This is a genomic window from Frankia sp. AiPa1, assembly GCF_023243075.1.
Lineage (GTDB): Bacteria > Actinomycetota > Actinomycetes > Frankiales > Frankiaceae > Frankia.
Genome location: NZ_JALKFZ020000094.1, coordinates 1 through 18,830, shown reverse-complemented (window position 1 = coordinate 18,830; position 18,830 = coordinate 1). Strand labels below are relative to the sequence as shown.

Below are 18,830 nucleotides of genomic sequence, written 5' to 3'. Positions count from 1 at the left end.
CCCCCCCCCCCCCCCCCCCCCCCCCCCCCCCCCCCCCCCCCCCCCCCCCCCCCCCCCCCCCCCCCCCCCCCCCCCCCACTTCCCGGCGGGTCGAGCCCGCGCGGCCGCACCCGTGCCGACTCCCCGCCCCCAGGCGGGCCGGTCGATTCCCTCCCGGGTCGACCGGCCCCCCACGCGTAGCACTCGCCCACTCGCCCACTCGCCCAGCCGCCCACTCGCCCACTCGCCCACTCGCCCACTCGCCCACTCGCCCACTCGCCCAGCCGCCCACTCGCCCAGCCACCCGCCTGACCCGCCGGCGCTCGCCCAGGCGCCCTGACCAGCACGAGCTGTCCAGCCTCACCCGAGGACCGCCCCCTCCCGAGGATGGCCTATGACCGCGCCCGAACGTGCCGCTCTGTTCACCGAGTCGGCCTGCGGCACCAACACCACCAAGACCGAGAAGCAACGCAAGGCCGGCTGCCCCAAGCCGAAGCCCGGCGGCACGTCCGGAGGCTGCACCTTCGACGGCGCGATGATCACCCTCGTCCCGATCGTGGACAGCGCTCACGTGGTGCACGGCCCGATCGCCTGCGCCGGCAACTCCTGGGACAGCCGGGGGAGCCTCTCGTCCGGGCCGACGCTCTACCGGCGCGGCTTCACCACCGACATGTCCGAGTCGGACGTGGTCCTCGGCGGCGAGCAGCGGCTGTTCGACACGATCTGCGAGGTCGTCGAGCGGTACGCGCCCCCCGCGGTCTTCGTCTACTCCACCTGCGTCACCGCGATGATCGGGGACGACCTAGGCGCGGTCTGCCGGGGCGCCGCCGAGCACACCGGCGTGCCGGTCATCCCGGTCGAGGCCCCGGGCTTCCTCGGGAACAAGAACCTCGGCAACAAGATCGCTGGCCAGGCGCTGCTCGACCACGTCATCGGTACGGTCGAGCCGCAGGACGTCGGGCCGTTCGACGTCAACCTGATCGGTGAGTACAACATCGCCGGCGAGCTCTGGGACGTGGAGCCGCTGCTGCGCCGACTCGGCCTGAGGCTGCGGGCCTGCATCAGCGGGGACGCCCGGTACCGCGACGTGGCCGCGGCGCACCGGGCGAAGGCGACCATGGTCGTCTGCTCCCGAGCCCTGCTGGGCCTGGCTCGCGGGCTCGAGGAGCGCTACGGCATCCCCTGGTTCGAGGGCAGCTTCTATGGCACCCGGGCGATGGCCGACACCCTGCGCGGTTTCGCCGCCCTGCTCGACGACGAGGACCTCACTCGGCGCACCGAGGAGCTCATCGCCGTCGAGGAGGCGGCCACCGAGGCCGCGCTCGCGCCGTACCGGGAACGCCTGACCGGGCGCAGGGCGGTGCTCTACACCGGTGGCGTCAAGAGCTGGTCGATCGTCTCGGCGCTGCAGGACCTCGGGATCGAGGTGGTCGGAAGCGGCATCACGAAGAGCTCCGACGGGGATGTCGAGAAGATCCGTGAGCTGCTGGGCGACGCCAAGATGATCAAAGAGGGCAGCCCGCGGGAGCTGCTGCGGGTGGCCGAGCAGACCGGCGCCGACATCCTCGTCGCCGGCGGCCGCAACATGTACACCGCGCTCAAGGGCCGGCTGCCGTTCCTCGACATCAACCAGGAACGGCACATCCCCTACGCGGGCTACACCGGGATGGTCGAGTTCGCCCGCCGCCTGGACATGGCGATCGCCAGCCCCGTCTGGGACCAGGTTCGCCGCCCCGCCCCCTGGGACGCACACGTCGCCGGGGCCGCGCACGGGGCGGAGGCGGCCTGATGGCGCGGATCACCGTGGCCGAGCGGGGCGCGACGATCGACCCGCTCAAGCACAGCCAGCCACTCGGCGCGGCGCTGGTCTTCCTGGGCCTCGCCGGCGCCATGCCGATCATGCATGGCTCGATGGGCTGCGCCTCGTTCTCCAAGGCCCTGCTGACCCGCCACTTCAACGAGCCGATCCCGCTGCAGACCACGGCCATCAGTGAGGTGACCGCGGTCTTCGGCAGTGGCGAGTCGCTGGTGGCCACCCTGGACGCCATCCGCAAGAAGCAGCGCCCCGAGATCATCGGCCTGCTGACCACGGGCGTCACCGAAGTCTCGGGAGAGGACGTCGGCGGTCGGCTGCGTGCCTACCTCGCAGCCTGGGCCGACGCGGACGCCGCGGCGGAGGGTGACGCGGACGCGGCGCCGCTGATCGTCGGGGTGTCCACCCCGGACTTCGTCGGCGGTCTGTCCGACGGCTGGTCGGCCGCCCTTGAGGCCCTGATCCGCGCGGTGATCCCGGCCGACGAGCTGGACCTTGGCGACCCCGACGAGATGGCCGAGGACCTCGACGACCGGGCCGAGGGGCGGACCGCTCTGCTCGCCGCGTCGGCCAGCCCCGCCGCGGCTCATCCGGCTCCCGTGGGCCACACAGCCGTACCGGACCAGCCCGTGACCCGGCGGTCCGGCGCGACCGGCGCGACCGGCGCGACCGGTAGTGCCGGCGGGGACGGCTCCCCTGACCTCGTCGCCGTCCTCGCCGGTCCCGGCCTCACCGCCGCTGACCTGGACGAGCTTGCCGAGCTGGTCCGTTCCTTCGGGCTCACCCCGCTCCTGGTGCCCGACCTTTCCAGCTCGGTCGACGGGCACCTCGCGCCCGCGTGGCAGCCGACCACCACCGGTGGCACCACCGTCGCCGACCTGCGCCGACTGCCCGACGTGCGGGCCGTCGTCGTCGCCGGTGGGTGCGCGTCGGCCGCGGGCGAGCTGCTCTCCGCGCGCACCGGTGCCCGGCTGCTCACCCACCGACACCTGTCCGGCCTGACCGAGATGGATGCCCTGGTCAGTGAGCTGATGTCGCTGAGTGGCCAGAGCGCGCCGCGCTCGGTGCGGCGGGCTCGCGAACGCCTCGCCGACGGCCTGCTCGATGCGCACTTCGTCCTCGGCGGGGTACGGGTGGCGATCGCCGCCGAGCCGGACGTCCTGGTGGCGGCCGGCTGCCTGCTGCGCGACGTCGGTGCCGAGATCGTCACGGCGATGGCGCCGACCTCGGCCGCGGTGCTCGGCGACGCTCCCTTCGACGAGGTCGTCGTCGGTGACCTGGCCGAGTTCGCCACCCGGGCCCGAGCCGCACGCGCGGAGCTGGTCGTGGGGTCCAGCCACCTGCGCGAAATCGCGTACCGCCTGGGCGCGGCGTTCCTCCCGCTCGGATTTCCGATCTTCGATCGGCTGGGAGCGACGCTCGCCGGCACCGCCGGCTACACCGGCAGCCTGCGCCTGCTGATCGACGCGGCCAACCGCGTTCTCGATCACGCCCACGGTGCCGGTGCGCACGGTGCCGGTCACGCGGCCTCCCACCACGCCGCCGCCGACCACGGTCATGCCAGCGACGGTCACGCCAGCGACGGTCACCCGAGCCACGGGCTGGCGGATTCGCCCGTCCGACCCGGCACCGCGTCGACCGGATCCGCGCTGGAGGGCGGGCGGTCAGCCGAAGACCTGCCCCGCCCGCCTCGCGCCACGGCCGAGCCCGATGAACTCGACGATCTGTTCCAGGAGTCACCGTGTTGAAGATCGCTTTCGCGACCGGCGACGGTACCGCCGTGGACAGCCACTTTGGCTGGTGCCGCCGGTTCGATGTGTACGAGGTCAACCCCGAAGGGGCGACCCTGCTGGACAGCCGCCTGCTCGACGAGGCCTCCGAGGACGAGGAAAACAAGATCGAGACCAGGCTCTCCGCGGTGATGGACTGCGCGATCCTGAACATCTGCGACATCGGCGGCACCGCCGCCGCCCGGGTGATCAAGGCAAAGATCCATCCCGTGAAGGTGATCAAGGGTACGCCCATCCCCGGCCTGCTCGACCGCTACGTGGCCACCCTCGCCGGTACCCCGCCGCCCTGGCTGCGCAAGGTGATGAAGTCCCGCGACCAGCAGGCACCTCCCGCGAAGAACTGGACCCGCAGCGTCGCCGCGGTGCTCAAGGGGGACGCCGCATGACCGCGATGACCGGATTCCTGCGTGACCTGCTCGACCAGGTCCGAGCCGGGGACACCTACGGCCAGCTCAGCCGGTTCAGCGACGAACAGATGCTGGCGCCGTTCGTGGTGACCAAGGAGCAGCGCCGGGCGATCCCGGCCACCTGCGACCTCGAGGCCGCGACCGAGGCCCGGCTGCGGTCCTTTTACCAGGCCGTCGCCGCCGCGGTGGAGAAGGCGACCGGCGCGTTCAGCACGACGATCCTCGACCTGAATCATGAGGGCTTCGGCCGGGCGATCGTCTTCGCCGGGCGTCTCGTCGTGATCGACAACGCCCTGCGCGACGTGCAGCGCTTCGGCTTCGACTCGCTGGACGCCCTCGCCGCCCGCGGCGAGTCCCTGGTCATCGGCGCGACCAAGATCATCGACCAGTACCACGGGGTGGCTCACGATGACGCCTGAGACCTCCAGCGGGGACTGCGGCGCCGGGGCGTTCGACCCGGCCGAGGCACAGAAGCGGGTGCGCAAGCTCAACTCCAAGGCCTCGCAGCTCAAGCTCGACCTGCACGACCTGTCCGAGGAACTGCCCCTGGGCTGGGAGAACATCCTCGACGTCGCCCGGCGCACCTACGACGCCTACGCCGAGATCGCCCGGCTGCAGAGCCAGATCGACCAGGCGGCCGCGGCGACGGAGGTGTCGGCATGACCGCCGCAGCCACTCCGGCCGAGCGCACTCCGGCCGAGCGCACCCCGGCCGAGCGACTCGCGCACCTGCACCGCTGCACCGACGCCGAGGACTACTTCAACCTGCTGGAGGTCGACTACGACCCGCGGGTCGTCGCGGTCAACCGGCTGCACATCCTGCGCGTGTTCGGTGGCGAGCGGACGAGGGCGTATGACGCCGCCGGCGGCGACCAGGCCGATCCGGAAGCGCTGCTGGGTGCGTACCGCGCCGCGCTCATCCGGTCGTACGAGTCGTTCCTGACCGCGACCGCGCTCGATCACCGCGTCTTCAAGGTGCTGAAGGACCGCGCACCGCAGGGGTCCTTCGTGCCGTCATCCGAGATCACCGTGCAGCGGCCGGGCCAGACTCCGCCGTCCGCACCGTCCGCACCGTCCGCACCGTCCGCACCGTTCGAGCAGCCGGAGGAGGCCCGATGACCAGCAACATCTACGACGTCGGAGACGTCGTCTGCACCGTCAAGGATCTGCGTAACGACGGCACCTACCCGGATCCGGCGGTGTCCATCGGCGACGTGATCGTCGAGGCCGGCACCATCGGCGAGGTCATCAACGTCGGCCTCTACCTGCAGGAGCACATCGTCTACGCGGTGGCGTTCCGCAACGGCAAGGTCGTCGGGGCGCTGGAGCGCGAGCTCGCCCTGCCCGCGGATGATGAGGACGGCCCCTCCGTCTACTCGATCGAGGCGGCCACAGCCCCCACCGGGACGGCCACGGTGTCGCCGGCGTCCGCAGGCGATCCGGGCGATCCGGCGAAGACGGTACCGGCGAAGGCGGATTCGGCGAGTGCGGGGTCCGCCAAGGGCGAGCCTGTGCAGGCCGCGACGGCCACACCGGAATCCGTGCAATCCGAGGCGGCGAAGGGCGAGAAGGTCCCGGCCGAGGTCGAGCTCGCGACGGTCCAGGCCGCCGGTCACGGTGACGGTCACGGTGGTGGGCATGGCGAGGGCGGCGGTCACGGTGGTGGCTGCAAGCACGGTTCGTCCACCTGCAAGAAGGAGAGCGGGACCGCGGTCGGCGCGGCGGCCGGTGGGAAGGGCGAGTCGTCATGACGGTGAACCCCCTCATGACGGCCAAGCCCCGGGCAGCGGCCAAGTCCGTGCCACCAGCCAGGCCCGCGTCCGCGGCCAAGCCCGCGACGGTGGCCAGGCCGTCGGTCCCGGGGAAGCCCTCGATCTCGGCGAAGCCCCGCCTGGCGGCCCCGTCGGTCACCGCGACGACAGCGGACGCGCCGGTCACCGCGCCCACGCCGGTCAGCTCGGCCGGGAGCATGACGGTGGCCGAGCCCCGGGAGCTCGCTGACCTCGCCACCGGCTGCAAGAGCACGACCAGCTGCGGCACCAGCCAGCCCGCCGCGGACCCGGAGATCGCCGAGAAGATCGCCAACCATCCGTGCTACAGCGCGGAGGCGCACCAGTACTACGCCCGCATGCATGTCGCGGTCGCGCCGGCCTGCAACATCCAGTGCAACTACTGCAACCGGAAGTACGACTGCGCCAATGAGAGCCGCCCGGGTGTCACCAGTGCGCTGCTGACTCCCGAGGACGCGTTGGCCAAGGTCAAGCTGGTCGCCAGCGAGATCAAGCAGATGAGCGTGCTGGGCATCGCCGGGCCGGGCGACCCGCTGGCCAGCCCCAGGCAGACGTTCCGCACGATGGAGCTCGTCGCCAGCGAGTGCCCGGACATCAAGCTCTGCCTGTCGACGAACGGGCTGCGCCTGCCCGAGTACGTCGACCGGATCGCCGAGCTCGGCGTCGACCACGTCACGATCACGATCAACATGATCGACCCCGAGGTCGGCGAGCGGATTTACCCGTGGGTGGCCTACAAGGGCAAGCGGTACACCGGCCGGGAGGCGTCGAAGATCCTCAGTGAGCAGCAGCTCGAGGGGTTGGCGGCACTCGTCGAGCGCAAGGTGCTCTGCAAGGTGAACTCGGTGCTGATCCCCGGGGTCAACGACGAGCATCTCATCGAGGTCTCGAAGACCGTCAAGGGCCTCGGCGCCTTCCTGCACAACGTGATGCCGCTGGTCTCGGCGCCCGAGCACGGCACCCACTTCGGGCTCACCGGCCAGCGCGGGCCGACCCCGCAGGAGCTCAAGGCCCTGCAGGACCGGTGCGAGCGGCACGAGGGCGCCGAGATGAACATGATGCGGCACTGTCGGCAGTGCCGCTCCGACGCGGTCGGCCTGCTGGGCGAGGACCGCGGCGACGAGTTCGCTCCGGAGACCTACCAGGGCCGCGAGATCACCTACGACCTCGCTGGCCGGCAGGCGGCTCACGAGGAGATCGAGCGCTGGCGCTCCGAGGTGGCCGCCACCCGCGCCACCCTGAACATCTCCACGGGCGCCCCGGTCCTGACCGGCCGCCCGGTCCCGTCCGGTGACGGCGTCCCGTCCGGTTCCGGCAACGCCGCCGGTGACGGGGCCTCGGACGCGGCACACGCGGCACACGCGGCACAGCCGGCCGGCGCGTCCGGCGCCGCGGATCCGGCGACGCAGCCGACCCGACCGGACGAGACGGTGCTCGTCGCCGTGGCCACCAAGGGCAACGGCGTGGTCAACATGCACTTCGGCCACGCCGGCGAATTCTGGATCTACGAGGCGGCCCCGGGCTGGGCGCGGCTCGTGCAGACCCGCGACGTGCAGCGTTACTGCACCGGGCCGTCCGAGTGCGACGAGACGGAGACGACGCTCGACCGCACCGTCGCGATGCTCGCCGACTGTGCCGCGGTGCTCTGCAGCAAGATCGGCCCGGGGCCGAAGGTGGCACTTGAGGCCGCCGGGATCGAACCGGTGGAGATCTACGACCTGATCGACAAGGCGGTGGCCGAGGTGGGCGGCCGCATCATCACCAACCGTGCCCCTGCGGAGGTAGCGACCCCATGACCACGACCACGACGATCATCGAGCTGACGGAACGCGCCCGCACGCAGGTCCAGCGTCTGCTGGGCTCCACCGCCGGCGCCGAGGGCTTCGCCCTGCGGATCGGTGTCGACCCGGGCGGCTGCTCCGGCTACACCTACAAGCTGGCGCTCGTCCCCGGACCGGAGACCGATGACCTGGTCTTCGCGCAGGACGGCTTTGACGTGGTCATCCACAACTCCATGATCGACCTGCTCCGCGGGATGCGGGTGGACTACGCGGAGACGCTGACCTCCTCCGGGTTCACCTTCACCAACCCGAACGCGAAGAGCTCCTGTGGCTGCGGCTCGTCGTTCGGGTCGTCGGAGTCGCCGGAGCGTACCGAGGCCGACGCGTTGCTGCGGGCCCAGGTCGAGGATGTCATGAAGGAGATTCGTCCCTTCCTGCGCGGTGACGGCGGAGATGCCGAGATTGTCGCCGTGCTTGCCGGTGGCGGCCTGCCTGGCTCCGCCGAGGTGCACCTGCGCCTGACCGGTGCCTGTGGTGGCTGCTCCAGCGCGGGGGCGACCCTGACCGGGGTGATCGAGGCCCGGCTGAAGGAGGCGTTGCCCGAGATCGGCAAGGTCGCGCTCGTCCCCTGACCCCTGCGGTGACGCACCGGCCGACACCCAGGCCCGGCACGTAGACCGATGTGTGGACCGACGGGTGGGCGCGGTCCGCGGACCCGCCCACGCGTCGGCACCCGTCAGACCCCTCGAGCATCCGTCCCGTCCTCCTGTCTCCACGCCCCCGCCACCCCGTCACCCGTCCTGCCGAGTCCGCGGAGCGCACGATGGTCAGAGCCCGGTCCCACCCTCACCCCCTGCTACGGACGATGTGCCCGGGTCCGCCGGCGCGGATCCTGCCCGTCCAGACCGCGCCGCCTGGGTCGGAGGCCACCCACCGGTACGACCGGCAGATGAGCATTCCCGGGTTCGGGGTCGTGGCCCAGCGGCGGTTGAGCCAGGCCACGGTGTTGGTGGCCGGGGTCGGTGGGGTCGGCGGGGCGGTCGCCACCTATCTGGCCGCGGCCGGAGTCGGCCGGCTCATCCTGGTGCATCCCGGTGACCTGGAGGAGCCCGACCTCAACCGGCAGACGCTCATGCGACCGGAGCGGCTGGGGGAGCCGCGGGTGTTCAACGCGGCGGACACGCTGCGGGCGCATCACCCGGCGGTCGAGATCGCCGCGGTGGACCGGGCGCTCGACGACCCCACCGTACCCGGGCTCATCGCCCAGGCCGACGTCGTGGTCGACGCCCGGCACAACTTCCCCGAGCGGTATCTGATCAACCGGCTGTGCGTGCGCTCCGCGGTGCCGCTGGTCGTCGCGGCGATGAACGCCACCGAGGCCTATCTCCTGGTCGTCCGGCCGGGTGAGCCGTGCCTGCGCTGCGTGTTCCCCGAAGGCGACCCGTCCTGGGAACCGCTGGCCTTCCCGGTGCTCGGCTCGGTCGCGGGCACGGTCGGCTGCATGGCGGCGACCGAGGCACTCAAGATCGCTGGCGGCTTCGCCGAGCCCGCGGGCGGCCGGCTCATCCACCTTGACCTGTGGGACGTCGACATGCGTGGCCCGCGCACCCGGCGCGACCCGCTCTGCCCCGACTGCGGCCACGGCAACGCAGGCAACGCAGGCAACGCAGGCAACGCAGGCTACGTCGGCTACGTCGGCGGCGCGGGCGGCGCACCGGGTGTGGACGAAGGGCCGGGGAGCCCGACGTGATCTACCTCGACCACAACGCGACGACCCCGGTCGACCCGGAGGTCCTCACCGCGATGCTGCCCCTGCTGCGGGAGCACTTCGCGAACCCGGCCAGCAAGCACCCGGCGGGCGAGGCCGTTGCCCGGCTCGTCGAGGCGGCCCGGCGCGACATCGCCACGCTCGCCGGAGCCCGGCCCCGTGACGTCGTGTTCACCAGCGGTGCGACGGAGGCGGCGAACCTCGCGATCCACGGGGTGCTCGCCACCGCGCCGCCGGACGCCCGCCGCATCCTGGTCGGCGCCACCGAACATCCGGCGGTGCTGGGGGCGGCGCATGCCGCCGCGGAGCGCTTCGGCGGCAGCGTGCAGACCATCCGTGTGCACTCCGACGGGTCCCTCGACCTTGCCCACCTGCGCACGCTGCTGGCTCCCATGCCGGTGGGGGGACCGGCGTCGGCGCGCGGTCCGATGCCGGCGGGCGGCCAGGTGGCGCTGGTCGCGGTGATGGCGGCCAACAACGAGACCGGCGCGCTCACCGACCCGCGCCCCGTGGCCGCGTTCGCCCAGGAGGCCGGCGCGCTTTTTGTCTGCGACGTCACCCAGGCGTTCGGCCGCCTTCCGGTCGCCGTCGCCGAGATGGGTATCGATCTTGCCCTCGCTTCCGCGCACAAGGTCTACGGGCCGAAGGGAGTCGGCGTGCTGATCGCCTCCCGCTCGGCCCGGGGCCGGCTCGCGCCGCTGCTGCACGGCGGTGGGCAGGAACGGGGCCTGCGCTCCGGCACCCTGAACACTCCCGGGATCGTCGGCTTCGGCGCCGCGGCCCGCATCGCCGCCGCGGTGCGCGACGACGAGGCCGCCCGGGCGCGGGCGTTGACCGAGCTGCTCTATGACCAGCTGGTCGGCTGGCTCGGTGTGTCCGCCCTTGAGGTCAACGGGCCGCGGGAGGAGGACACCGGACGTCCCGGCCTCATCCGGCTGCCGAACACGCTCAGCCTGCGCTTCGTCGACGCCGATGCCGACGCGGTGCTGGCCTGCCTGCCCGACGTCGCGGTCTCCGCGGGCTCGGCCTGCCACGGCGGGACGGACGAGCCGTCCCCGGTGCTGCTGGCGATGGGGCGCTCGGCCGCGGCCGCCCGGGAAAGCCTGCGCTTCAGCGTCGGCCGGTTCACCACGGTCGACCAGATCCACGCGGCGGCGGCGGCGGTGGCCCGCGCGGTGCTGCGGGTGCACTCGCTGCGCGCCGCCGGCCCCGCCGGGTTTCCCGGTTCCGACGGATCGGAAGACTCCAGCGGTCCGGAAGACTCCAGCGGCCCGGAAGGCTTCGGCGGTCCGGGCGCGCCCGGCGGCCTGCCGGACCAGGGCACGCAGCGTGAGGCCAGTCACCTTGCCGCCCCCGGCGCGGGCCGCATGCCGGAGCTACCCGTCCCCCGTTCTGCCCTGCCCTGATTCACCAGGCGGCGGATCCGATCGATCCGCGCCGCCAGGCTCGCCGTCCCACCCGCGGGCCGTCGCACCGGACCCTCGACCTTCGGGCCGGCGGGACTCAGCCGAGCCCCGCCGTGCCTGTGGGTAAGCGAGGGGCCAGGACGACCCGCAGGGCTTCACCGGCCTCACGGCCTCGATGCCCGCACGACCAGTGAGCCTGTCCGACCAGCGCGGGATCGCGACACCAGAGATCGCGATGCCAGAGATGAGGTCTCCCATGCCCACCGAGCAGTTGCCCGAGCGACCCGACGGGGTCAGACGACTCGAGAACGTGGTGATCCGCTTCGCCGGAGACTCCGGCGACGGGATGCAGCTCACCGGCGACCGGTTCGGCGCTCAGGCCGCCGCCGTCGGCAACGACGTGGCGACCCTGCCGAACTACCCGGCGGAGATCCGCGCCCCATCGGGGACCGTGGCGGGCGTGTCCAGCTACCAGCTGCACATCGCCGACCATGACATCACCACACCCGGTGACCAGCCCGATGTCCTCATCGCCATGAACCCGGCGGCGTTGCGGGCCAACGTCACCGAGCTGCGCCCCGGCGGTGTCATCATCCTGGACACCGACGCGTTCACCGTGATGGGCCTGGAAAAGGCCGGCTACGACGTCGACCCGCTGACCGACGGCTCGCTGGACGCCTACCAGACGTTCGCGGTAAACCTGACCGAGTTCGCCTCGGCCGCCGTCGCTGACCACAACCTCAAGCGCAAGGACGCGGCGCGCACGAAGAACATGTACGCGCTCGGCCTGGTGTCCTGGATGTTCTCCCAGTCGATCGACGACACGATCGAGTACCTGCGCAAGCGCTTCGCGGCCAAGCCGGACGTGATGAACGCGAACATCGCGGCCCTGCGCGCCGGCTGGTACTACGGCGAGACGACCGAGGCGTTCGCCAACGTGTACGAGGTGAAGCCGGCCCCGCTCCCGGCTGGCACCTACCGGCACATGAAGGGCAACAAGGGCATCGCGTACGGTCTGGTCGCCGCCGCGCACCAGGCCGGGATGCCGCTGTTCCTCGGCGCCTACCCGATCACCCCGGCCTCCGAGGTCCTGCACGAGCTGTCCGTGCTCGCGTCGAACGACGTCCGGTCCTTCCAGGCCGAGGACGAGATCGCCGCGATCGGTGCGGCGATCGGCGGGTCGTATGCCGGCATGCTCGGCGTCACGGTCACCTCCGGGCCCGGCATGGCGCTGAAGTCCGAGGCGATCGGCCTCGCAGTGATCATGGAACTGCCGCTGGTCATCGTGAACGTGCAGCGCGGTGGCCCGTCCACCGGCCTGCCGACCAAGACCGAGCAGTCCGACCTGCTGCAGGCGCTCTACGGCCGGCACGGCGAGGCGCCGCTGCCGGTGATCGCGACCCGCTCGCCCGCGGACGGGTTCGACTCGGCGATGGAGGCCGCCCGGATCGCGCTGGCCTACCGCACGCCGGTCATCCTGCTCTCGGACTCGTACATCGCCAATGGCAGCGAGCCGTGGCGGGTGCCCGAGCTCGACGAACTGCCGGACATCGGCATCGAGCTCGCCACCGAGCCGAACGCGGTCGACGAGGCCGGCAACCCGGTCTTCCTGCCCTACGCCCGTGACCCCGCGACCCTCGCCCGGCCGCTGGCGATCCCCGGCACCCCGGGCCTGACCCACCGCATCGGCGGACTGGAGAAGGCGGACCTCACCGGTGCGGTGTCCTACGACCCGGACAACCACGACCTGATGATCCGCACCCGCCAGTCCAAGATCGATGGCGTCGACGTCCCACTGCTGGAGGTCGATGACCCGTCCGGGCCACCCGGATCCGGTGCTGACGTGCTGGTCATCGGCTGGGGCTCCACCTGGGGTCCCATCGGCGCGGCCTGCCGCCAGGTGCGGGCGCAGGGGTTGAAGGTCGCCCAGGCCCACCTGCGGCACCTCGCGCCACTGCCGGCGAACCTCGCCTCGCTGCTGTCCGAGTACCACACCGTGCTGGTGCCCGAGATGAATCTGGGACAGCTCGCCGGCCACCTGCGCCGGGAGACCCTGATCGACACCGTCGGCTACAACCAGACCCGCGGCATGCCGTTCCGGGTCTCGGAACTCGCCTCCGTCATCACCCGGGTGATCCAGGGCATCGCGGACGACGACACCCCCGAGAAGGCCGTCGGAGCCAAGGTCGTCGGCGACGTGACCGCGCGCCTCGCCGCCGCGAAGTCCGGCGGCACCGCGTGATCGCGCATCTGGCCGCCGCGACGTCCGCCGCGACGTCCGCCGCGACGTCCGCCGGCGGGTACGAAGGCGCGAGGTTCGCCGGCGAGCGTGGCGCGGTGCCCACCGGCCGCGATCTCGGCGCACATACCACCGTTATCCACAGCGACGCGACCCGAGAGGCGAGACGATGAGCCCCACAGGCGAGACGGACGGCCCGGCGCGGGCCGAGGAGCCGGCGGGCGCCGCCGCCACCAGCCGGCGGGCCCCGACGGTCGCCGACTTCACCACCGGCAACGCTGTCGGCTGGTGCCCCGGTTGTGGGGACCACGCGATCCTCTCCACGCTGCGCGGGCTGCTGCCGGCGCTCGGCGTCCCCCCGGAGAACACCGTCGTCGTATCGGGGATCGGCTGCTCCTCGCGGATGCCGTACTACCTGGACACCTACGGCATCCACTCGATCCACGGGCGGGCACCGTCGTTCGCGACCGGTATCTCGATCAACCGGCCGGACCTGTCGGTCTGGGTGATCACCGGCGACGGCGACGCGCTGTCGATCGGCGGCAACCACCTGATCCACGCGCTGCGTCGCAACGTCAACCTCAAGATCCTGCTGTTCAACAACCACATCTACGGTCTGACGAAGGGGCAGTTCTCGCCCGCGTCCAAGGTCGGCACGGTCAGCCCGTCGAGCCCCCACGGCTCGTTGGACAACCCGTTCAACCCGATCGCGCTCGCCCTCGGCGCCGGTGCCACCTTCGTCGCCCGCACGCTCGACGGCGACCGGCGGCACCTCACCGCCACGCTGACCGCCGCGGCGGCGCACAAGGGCGCGGCGCTGGTGGAGATCCGCCAGGGCTGCCCGACTTTCAGCCCCATCCCCCGCCAGGCGCGTGATGCCGGCGCGAACCCCGCGGCGGCCGATCCGGCGTCGCCCGAGCTGGGCCCGATCCGGCTGTCGCCGGGACTGCCGATCGTCTTCGGCCCGAACGACCAGTGGGGGATCATCCGCGACCCGAGCACCGGGGAACTCGCCGTCGGCAACGGCGGGGACGCGCGGGTGGTCGTGCACGACCCGGGCACGCAGAACTCGACCTACGCGTACGCGCTGTCCCGGCTCGGGGAGACCGCGCTCGCCGAGGCGCCGATCGGCGTGTACCGCTCGGTCTCGCAGCCCAGTTTCGATCAACTCTTCCAGGAGCGGTTGGCCACGGCCCGGCCGGGCGGCCGCGGTGAGCTGCGTTCGCTGCTCACCGGTGCCGACTCCTGGGTGGTCGCCGGTTAGGGAGCTGCGCCCCTGACCGGAGCGGGATGGGCGGCCGGGCGGACCGTCCATCCCGCGCAGCGAGGGGATCAGGCCGATAAAGTGCTCGGCCTGATCCCCTCTGCTGTCCCTGATTCGGCTGCCGCATCCCCGCACGCGGCCTCCACGACGTGTTCGCCCCCGGCACCTTGCCATCCCGTCACCCAGGCCCTCGCCACCCCGGCGCCATCGACCTGCGGCCATGCTTGTGCCGGAAAGGCTGTCCGGATGTCCGCTGATCAGGCCGTGCACGTCGTCGACCACGACCCGGCGTGGCTCGCTCGGTTCGCTGACCAGCGAGACCGGATCTCCGCTGTCCTGGACCCGTGGCTTGCCGACGCGGTCGAACACATCGGGTCGACCTCCGTGGCCGGGATGCCCGCGAAGCCCGTCGTGGACATTCTCGCCCCGGTGCGGTCGCTCGACGAGGCGCGGGCCGCAGTGCCGGCGCTGGCAGCAGACGGATGGCTGTACTGGCCGGATGATCCGTGCCGGCACTACCGTCTGTGGTTTCTCCGTCCCCGGCCCGAGGCTCGCACCCACCACCTGCACGTGATCGAGCACGGACACCCCCAGGCAAGGGCCCTGCTGGCGTTTCGGGACGCGTTGCGCGCCGACCAGACCCTGCGCGAGGACTACGCGGATCTCAAACGGCGTCTCGCCGTCGAGTATCGGGACAACCGCAATGCCTATACCAACGCGAAAGGTAACTTCGTCGAACAGGTCCTGCGTGGCGCAGGGATACAACCGCTGCCACGCGATCTTCTACCCGAATAGAACCCGCCCGTCCCCGTCCGGGCAGGGCCACCATCGGGTAGGTGCGCCTCGGTGGTGCTGAGCCGTGAATGTGCTGGCTCGGCGGATTTCCGCGCGCCCTCGAGGACATTCAGGTGCATCTGCCGGCCACGCCTGGGCGCTCTTTTTCGGGGACTTTTCCGGTGCCCCCGACCGGTTTCTTTGGAAGTTCGAAACAGTGCCTGGGGGCGACGATTGGAAGGCCGGTGCCCGGACGGGGGTGGTCCTGGGCACCGGCCGTGGGCCGGCGGTCCCGCTGACGCCGTGGCCGCGTCAGCCTTCGCCGGCGGTCTGTGCCGTCAGCGCTCGTACCCGGCTACGAAGGGGGTGTCGGCTCTGATCGGGCCGAGCCTCCGCGCGCCGCCTGGAGCGCCGACGGGTGTCTCCCGCCCGGGTAGGACGGTGTCGAAGAAGCGTGCTTCGTCCGCGATGAACTCGGCTTTCCCCTCCGGCACCAGCTTCACGTTCATGATCGCATCCACCGGGCAGGCCGCCTCACAGGCACCGCAGTCGATGCACTCATCCGGATGGATGTACAACTTCCGGGCGCCCTCGTAGATGCAGTCCACGGGACACTCGTCCACACAGCCGGTGTCTTTCACGTCGATGCAGGCTGACGTGACGACAAACGTCATGAGTGCCTTCTCTGCGATGCGCCGGAACTTGCGGCTTCCAGGAAAGCGTAACAGGCCGGGAGCCGGCTTGGCGGAAGTGGCTGTAAAGGAACTGTAAAGGTGCCCGTGGCTGCCCGGGGAATGCGTTCGGACCGTATCCAGGGTGGGAAGAACCGGGGGATGGCCAGGTGGGCCGGGTATTTCTCTTGCCGCGACCGCGACCGCGACCGCGACCGCGACCGCGACCGCGACCGCGACCGCGACCGCGACCGGCACCGGCACCGGCGGCGCCGACGCGCCGAGGGGAGTCAGGTCAGTGGCGGTGGGATCCGCCGGGTTCCGCGGCCGGTCGGCTGCTCTCCCAGCCCACTACCTCGGCCGCGGCGATGAGCATGGCCAGCACGCCACCGGTGGCGAGCACCGCGGCCCCACTGGAGAGCAGGCCGAAAGTGGTGGTTGCCAGAACCGCGAGTGCGGCCATCCCCACCAGTGCTGCCGTACGTCTCGACTGGGCCGGTCCCGGGTCAGGGGTCCGCACCGGCCGCGGATCGGCGCGGGCGGGGCGCAGATGCAGCAGGGCGACGGCCAGGAGGAAGATCGCGACCGGCACCGTCACCGTGGCGCCTGTGGCGAGGGCGTCGAGTTTGGCGTGGTGGGTCGCCTGGTCGACGCCCGCCGCGAGTCCGGCGCCGACGGCCGCCGCGGCGGCGAACACGAAGTAGTGACCGTAGCCCCAGGTGAAGGCGACCCGGCTCGACACCAGGAACTCGTGCGCCGGGCGGGCGAAGTACAGCCACCACATCGCGAAGACGATCAACAGCCCACCGCACGCCACGGCGAACAGGGCAGCGCTGGCGTCATGGTCGTCCAGGGCGGTCTGCACGGCGACGGTCGCGGACAGGATCGACTCGCCCAGCACGATGATCGTGAACAGCCCGTACCGTTCGGCGATGTGGTGTGGATGCCAGGGTGTCAGATCCCGTCGCTCGGCCAGGATCGGGACCGCGAGTTCGGCGAGCACCATCACGGCGAACGCCGGCGCCCATACCGCGTCGGGCAGGAAGAGCAGGCCGGCCCAGCCGATCATGCACAGCGAGATCCCCGACGCGTACGTGCGCGCGGCCCGGCTCCCGGTCGGCACGTCGTGCACGTCGTTGTCGATCGGGCCAGCCGTTCCAGCGGCTAGCGCCGGTCGGGGCCGTCCGTCCGGTCGGGACTGTCCTTCCGGCTCGGGCTGTCCGTCCGGTCCGTCCTGGCTGACACCGTCCTGTCCGGCGCCGCGCGCGGCGCGCAGCCATTGGGCCACCAGCCCGCATCGCATCACCGCGTATCCCAGGGTGACGATGGCGAAATCGTGGTCGTCGAAGGCTCGCGGTACACCGGAGGCGAGGATCAGCACCCCGGCGACCTGGACGAGCGTCGCGATCCGGTACGGGACATCGTCGATGTCGAACGCAGACCCGAACCAGGTGAAGTTCATCCACGCCCACCAGACGGCGAAGAACACGCCGACGTAGGCTGCGACACCGGTGCCCACGTGCCCCTCGCTCAGCGCGTGGTGCAGCTTCGTCGACGCCTGTGCGATCGCCACCACGAAGCTCAGATCGACCAGAAGCTCCAGCGGCGTCGATACCCGGTGATGCTCCGTGACGGAGCGCGGTCGCATCGGCCTGTACCAGGATCGTCGTCCCGTGGGGGCCGGCTGCGTCGACATGGCCGCAAGCTACCGGGTGCCCCCGCCGGTGTGGACGGGGGATGTCACCGTCCACGATGACCAGCCAGCAGCCTAGGTGCCCCCGCCGGTGTGGACGGGATCTCAAGGGGGCGACAAGCGGCGACCGGGGGCGTAGCGTCCTGGTCAGTTCGGTCCGCGATTCCGGATCGTGGGCTCGCCTGCGGGCATCTTCCTTCTCCGGCTCCGCTCGCCCTGCGGGAATCATCGACATCCGGCCTTGAGACGTGCCCGTTGTGGGCTCCGCTACCTGGGCTCCGCTACCTGGGCCCCGCTCTTCCGCCGGCCGCCTGCCCGAGGTGGCTCCTAACCCGAGGTGCGCCGATGGCCGTGAGTCCGATGCTCCACCCGTTCGACGTCCTGTTGGTCGAGGACGATCCCGGCGATGTCCTGATGACCCAGGAGGCGTTCGCCGATGATCGGATCGGCGGGAACCTGCACGTCGTGAACGACGGGGTGGAGGCGCTGGCGTTCCTGCGGCACGAGGCTCCGTTCGCCGACGCGCCTGACGCCAACCTGATCCTGCTCGACCTCAACCTCCCGCGCCGCAACGGCATCGAGGTGCTCGCGGAGATCAAGACGGATGAGCGACTGCGCCGGATCCCGGTCGTCGTGCTCACCACCTCGGATGCGGCGGAGGACATCGAGCGCAGCTACCAGTTGCACGCCAACGCCTACGTGACCAAAGCGGTCGACTTCGACCGGTTCGTGGAGGACGTCCGGTCCATCGACGACTTCTTCATCACCGTCGTCCGCCTCCCGCGCCGCTGAGAGGGCGCTCCCGGGAATCGTCCGGAGCTCGGTGAGCCGTAGCAGGTAGGCCCGATTTGTGGCATAAATGCCGATGTCACCCTTGCGTCTGATCGGGGTGACGAGGAAACGCCGGTCGGGTGCCCGACCCCGCCTGGTGACCCCGCCAGGCCGCCGCGATAGTTACTTTCCGTCCTGGGCGGGAGAGCAAGATCCGGCTATGTAGGTCGTCGTGGGGGGCAAATTGGACACGAACACCCCCACAACGACCTGTCTGGATCTTGGTTCGCCCTGGCTCGCAAAATTCCGTCGCGGAACGTGACTCTGTCCGTGTGGCAGCGGCGAGCCAACCCTGAATCGGCCAGCGGAGTCGATGGGGACAATGGGGGCGGTGATCCTGATCGCGCTTTCAGGCTCGGCGTCCCGGTTCGTCCCGCTGGCACCACGAGCGCGCCAAGCAAGGCGAGGTCCATGACGTCGCCGACCGTCTGAGGTCGCACGTCGCCGACCGTCTGCTCGTGCGTCGCCGACCGTCTGCTCGTGCGTCGCCAACTGTCTGGTCGCACGTCGCCAACTGTCTGGTCGCACGTCGCCAACCGTCCGGTCGTACGTCGCCAACCGTCCGGTCGTACGTCGCCAACCGTCCGGTCGTACGTCGCCAACCGTCCGGTCGTACGTCGCCAAC

The 18,830-nt window shown here is 71.4% G+C and carries 19 protein-coding genes; 16 read left to right on the top strand and 3 right to left on the bottom strand.

The features are described from left to right. Nucleotides 1-255, bottom strand: a 255-nt coding sequence (locus tag MXD95_RS07910; RefSeq protein ID WP_250639887.1) for a hypothetical protein, incomplete at its 3' end; no start/stop codon positions are given. Nucleotides 256-373: 118 nt separating this feature from the next. Here MXD95_RS07910 and nifE point away from each other — a divergent pair. From nifE to MXD95_RS07835, 15 genes are all read left to right on the top strand, one after another. Then, nucleotides 374-1,768, top strand: a complete 1,395-nt coding sequence (gene nifE / locus MXD95_RS07905; protein ID WP_250639886.1) for a nitrogenase iron-molybdenum cofactor biosynthesis protein NifE — start codon at nt 374-376, stop codon at nt 1,766-1,768. Further along, nucleotides 1,768-3,540 carry a nitrogenase component 1 gene (locus MXD95_RS07900; RefSeq protein ID WP_250639885.1) on the top strand — a complete coding sequence of 591 codons (1,773 nt, stop codon included), beginning with the start codon at nt 1,768-1,770 and terminating at the stop codon, nt 3,538-3,540. Before nifE ends, MXD95_RS07900 begins: the two co-directional genes overlap by 1 nt. Further along, entirely contained in the window at nt 3,534-3,968 is a 435-nt protein-coding gene (nifX, locus tag MXD95_RS07895) for a nitrogen fixation protein NifX (RefSeq protein ID WP_250639884.1), read from the top strand. Before MXD95_RS07900 ends, nifX begins: the two co-directional genes overlap by 7 nt. Continuing rightward, complete coding sequence (locus tag MXD95_RS07890; protein ID WP_250639883.1) at nt 3,965-4,408, top strand: NifX-associated nitrogen fixation protein; 444 nt, start codon at nt 3,965-3,967, stop codon at nt 4,406-4,408. Before nifX ends, MXD95_RS07890 begins: the two co-directional genes overlap by 4 nt. Continuing rightward, a complete protein-coding gene (locus tag MXD95_RS07885) occupies nt 4,398-4,652 on the top strand; it encodes a CCE_0567 family metalloprotein (protein WP_250639882.1) in 255 nt (84 codons plus the stop codon). The genes MXD95_RS07890 and MXD95_RS07885 overlap by 11 nt, the downstream gene beginning before the upstream one ends. Further along, on the top strand, nt 4,649-5,107 hold the full coding sequence (gene nifW, locus MXD95_RS07880; protein ID WP_250639881.1) for a nitrogenase-stabilizing/protective protein NifW: 459 nt from the start codon (nt 4,649-4,651) through the stop codon (nt 5,105-5,107). Before MXD95_RS07885 ends, nifW begins: the two co-directional genes overlap by 4 nt. After that, nucleotides 5,104-5,739, top strand: a complete 636-nt coding sequence (locus MXD95_RS07875; protein WP_250639880.1) for a nitrogen fixation protein NifZ — start codon at nt 5,104-5,106, stop codon at nt 5,737-5,739. The genes nifW and MXD95_RS07875 overlap by 4 nt, the downstream gene beginning before the upstream one ends. A gap of 218 nt (nt 5,740-5,957) precedes the next feature. Beyond that, the gene (gene nifB, locus MXD95_RS07870) at nt 5,958-7,574 is read left to right on the top strand and encodes a nitrogenase cofactor biosynthesis protein NifB (protein WP_250639888.1); all 1,617 of its coding nucleotides are present in this window, start codon (nt 5,958-5,960) and stop codon (nt 7,572-7,574) included. Continuing rightward, the gene (locus MXD95_RS07865; RefSeq protein ID WP_250639879.1) at nt 7,571-8,191 is read left to right on the top strand and encodes an iron-sulfur cluster assembly accessory protein; all 621 of its coding nucleotides are present in this window, start codon (nt 7,571-7,573) and stop codon (nt 8,189-8,191) included. Before nifB ends, MXD95_RS07865 begins: the two co-directional genes overlap by 4 nt. A gap of 191 nt (nt 8,192-8,382) precedes the next feature. After that, entirely contained in the window at nt 8,383-9,309 is a 927-nt protein-coding gene (locus tag MXD95_RS07860; RefSeq protein ID WP_250639878.1) for a HesA/MoeB/ThiF family protein, read from the top strand. Next, nucleotides 9,306-10,733: a cysteine desulfurase family protein gene (locus MXD95_RS07855; RefSeq protein WP_250639877.1), complete on the top strand. Its 1,428-nt coding sequence runs from the start codon at nt 9,306-9,308 to the stop codon at nt 10,731-10,733. Before MXD95_RS07860 ends, MXD95_RS07855 begins: the two co-directional genes overlap by 4 nt. A gap of 256 nt (nt 10,734-10,989) precedes the next feature. Further along, the gene (locus MXD95_RS07850; RefSeq protein ID WP_250639876.1) at nt 10,990-12,975 is read left to right on the top strand and encodes a 2-oxoacid:acceptor oxidoreductase subunit alpha; all 1,986 of its coding nucleotides are present in this window, start codon (nt 10,990-10,992) and stop codon (nt 12,973-12,975) included. Next, on the top strand, nt 12,972-13,145 hold the full coding sequence (locus MXD95_RS07845) for a hypothetical protein (RefSeq protein ID WP_250639875.1): 174 nt from the start codon (nt 12,972-12,974) through the stop codon (nt 13,143-13,145). The genes MXD95_RS07850 and MXD95_RS07845 overlap by 4 nt, the downstream gene beginning before the upstream one ends. Further along, nucleotides 13,142-14,236, top strand: coding sequence for a 2-oxoacid:ferredoxin oxidoreductase subunit beta (locus MXD95_RS07840; protein WP_250639874.1), 1,095 nt, complete (start codon nt 13,142-13,144; stop codon nt 14,234-14,236). Before MXD95_RS07845 ends, MXD95_RS07840 begins: the two co-directional genes overlap by 4 nt. A 246-nt stretch (nt 14,237-14,482) precedes the next feature. After that, on the top strand, nt 14,483-15,031 hold the full coding sequence (locus MXD95_RS07835) for a GrpB family protein (RefSeq protein WP_250639873.1): 549 nt from the start codon (nt 14,483-14,485) through the stop codon (nt 15,029-15,031). Nucleotides 15,032-15,348: 317 nt separating this feature from the next. Here MXD95_RS07835 and fdxA read toward each other — a convergent pair whose 3' ends face one another. Next, on the bottom strand, nt 15,349-15,684 hold the full coding sequence (gene fdxA, locus MXD95_RS07830) for a ferredoxin (protein WP_250639872.1): 336 nt from the start codon (nt 15,682-15,684) through the stop codon (nt 15,349-15,351). Between the two features lie 292 nt (nt 15,685-15,976). Next, entirely contained in the window at nt 15,977-17,329 is a 1,353-nt protein-coding gene (locus MXD95_RS07825; RefSeq protein ID WP_250639871.1) for a low temperature requirement protein A, read from the bottom strand. Nucleotides 17,330-17,719: 390 nt separating this feature from the next. Between MXD95_RS07825 and MXD95_RS07820 the strand changes: the two genes are divergently transcribed. Further along, complete coding sequence (locus tag MXD95_RS07820; RefSeq protein ID WP_250639870.1) at nt 17,720-18,166, top strand: response regulator; 447 nt, start codon at nt 17,720-17,722, stop codon at nt 18,164-18,166. Nucleotides 18,167-18,830 lie beyond the last annotated feature (664 nt).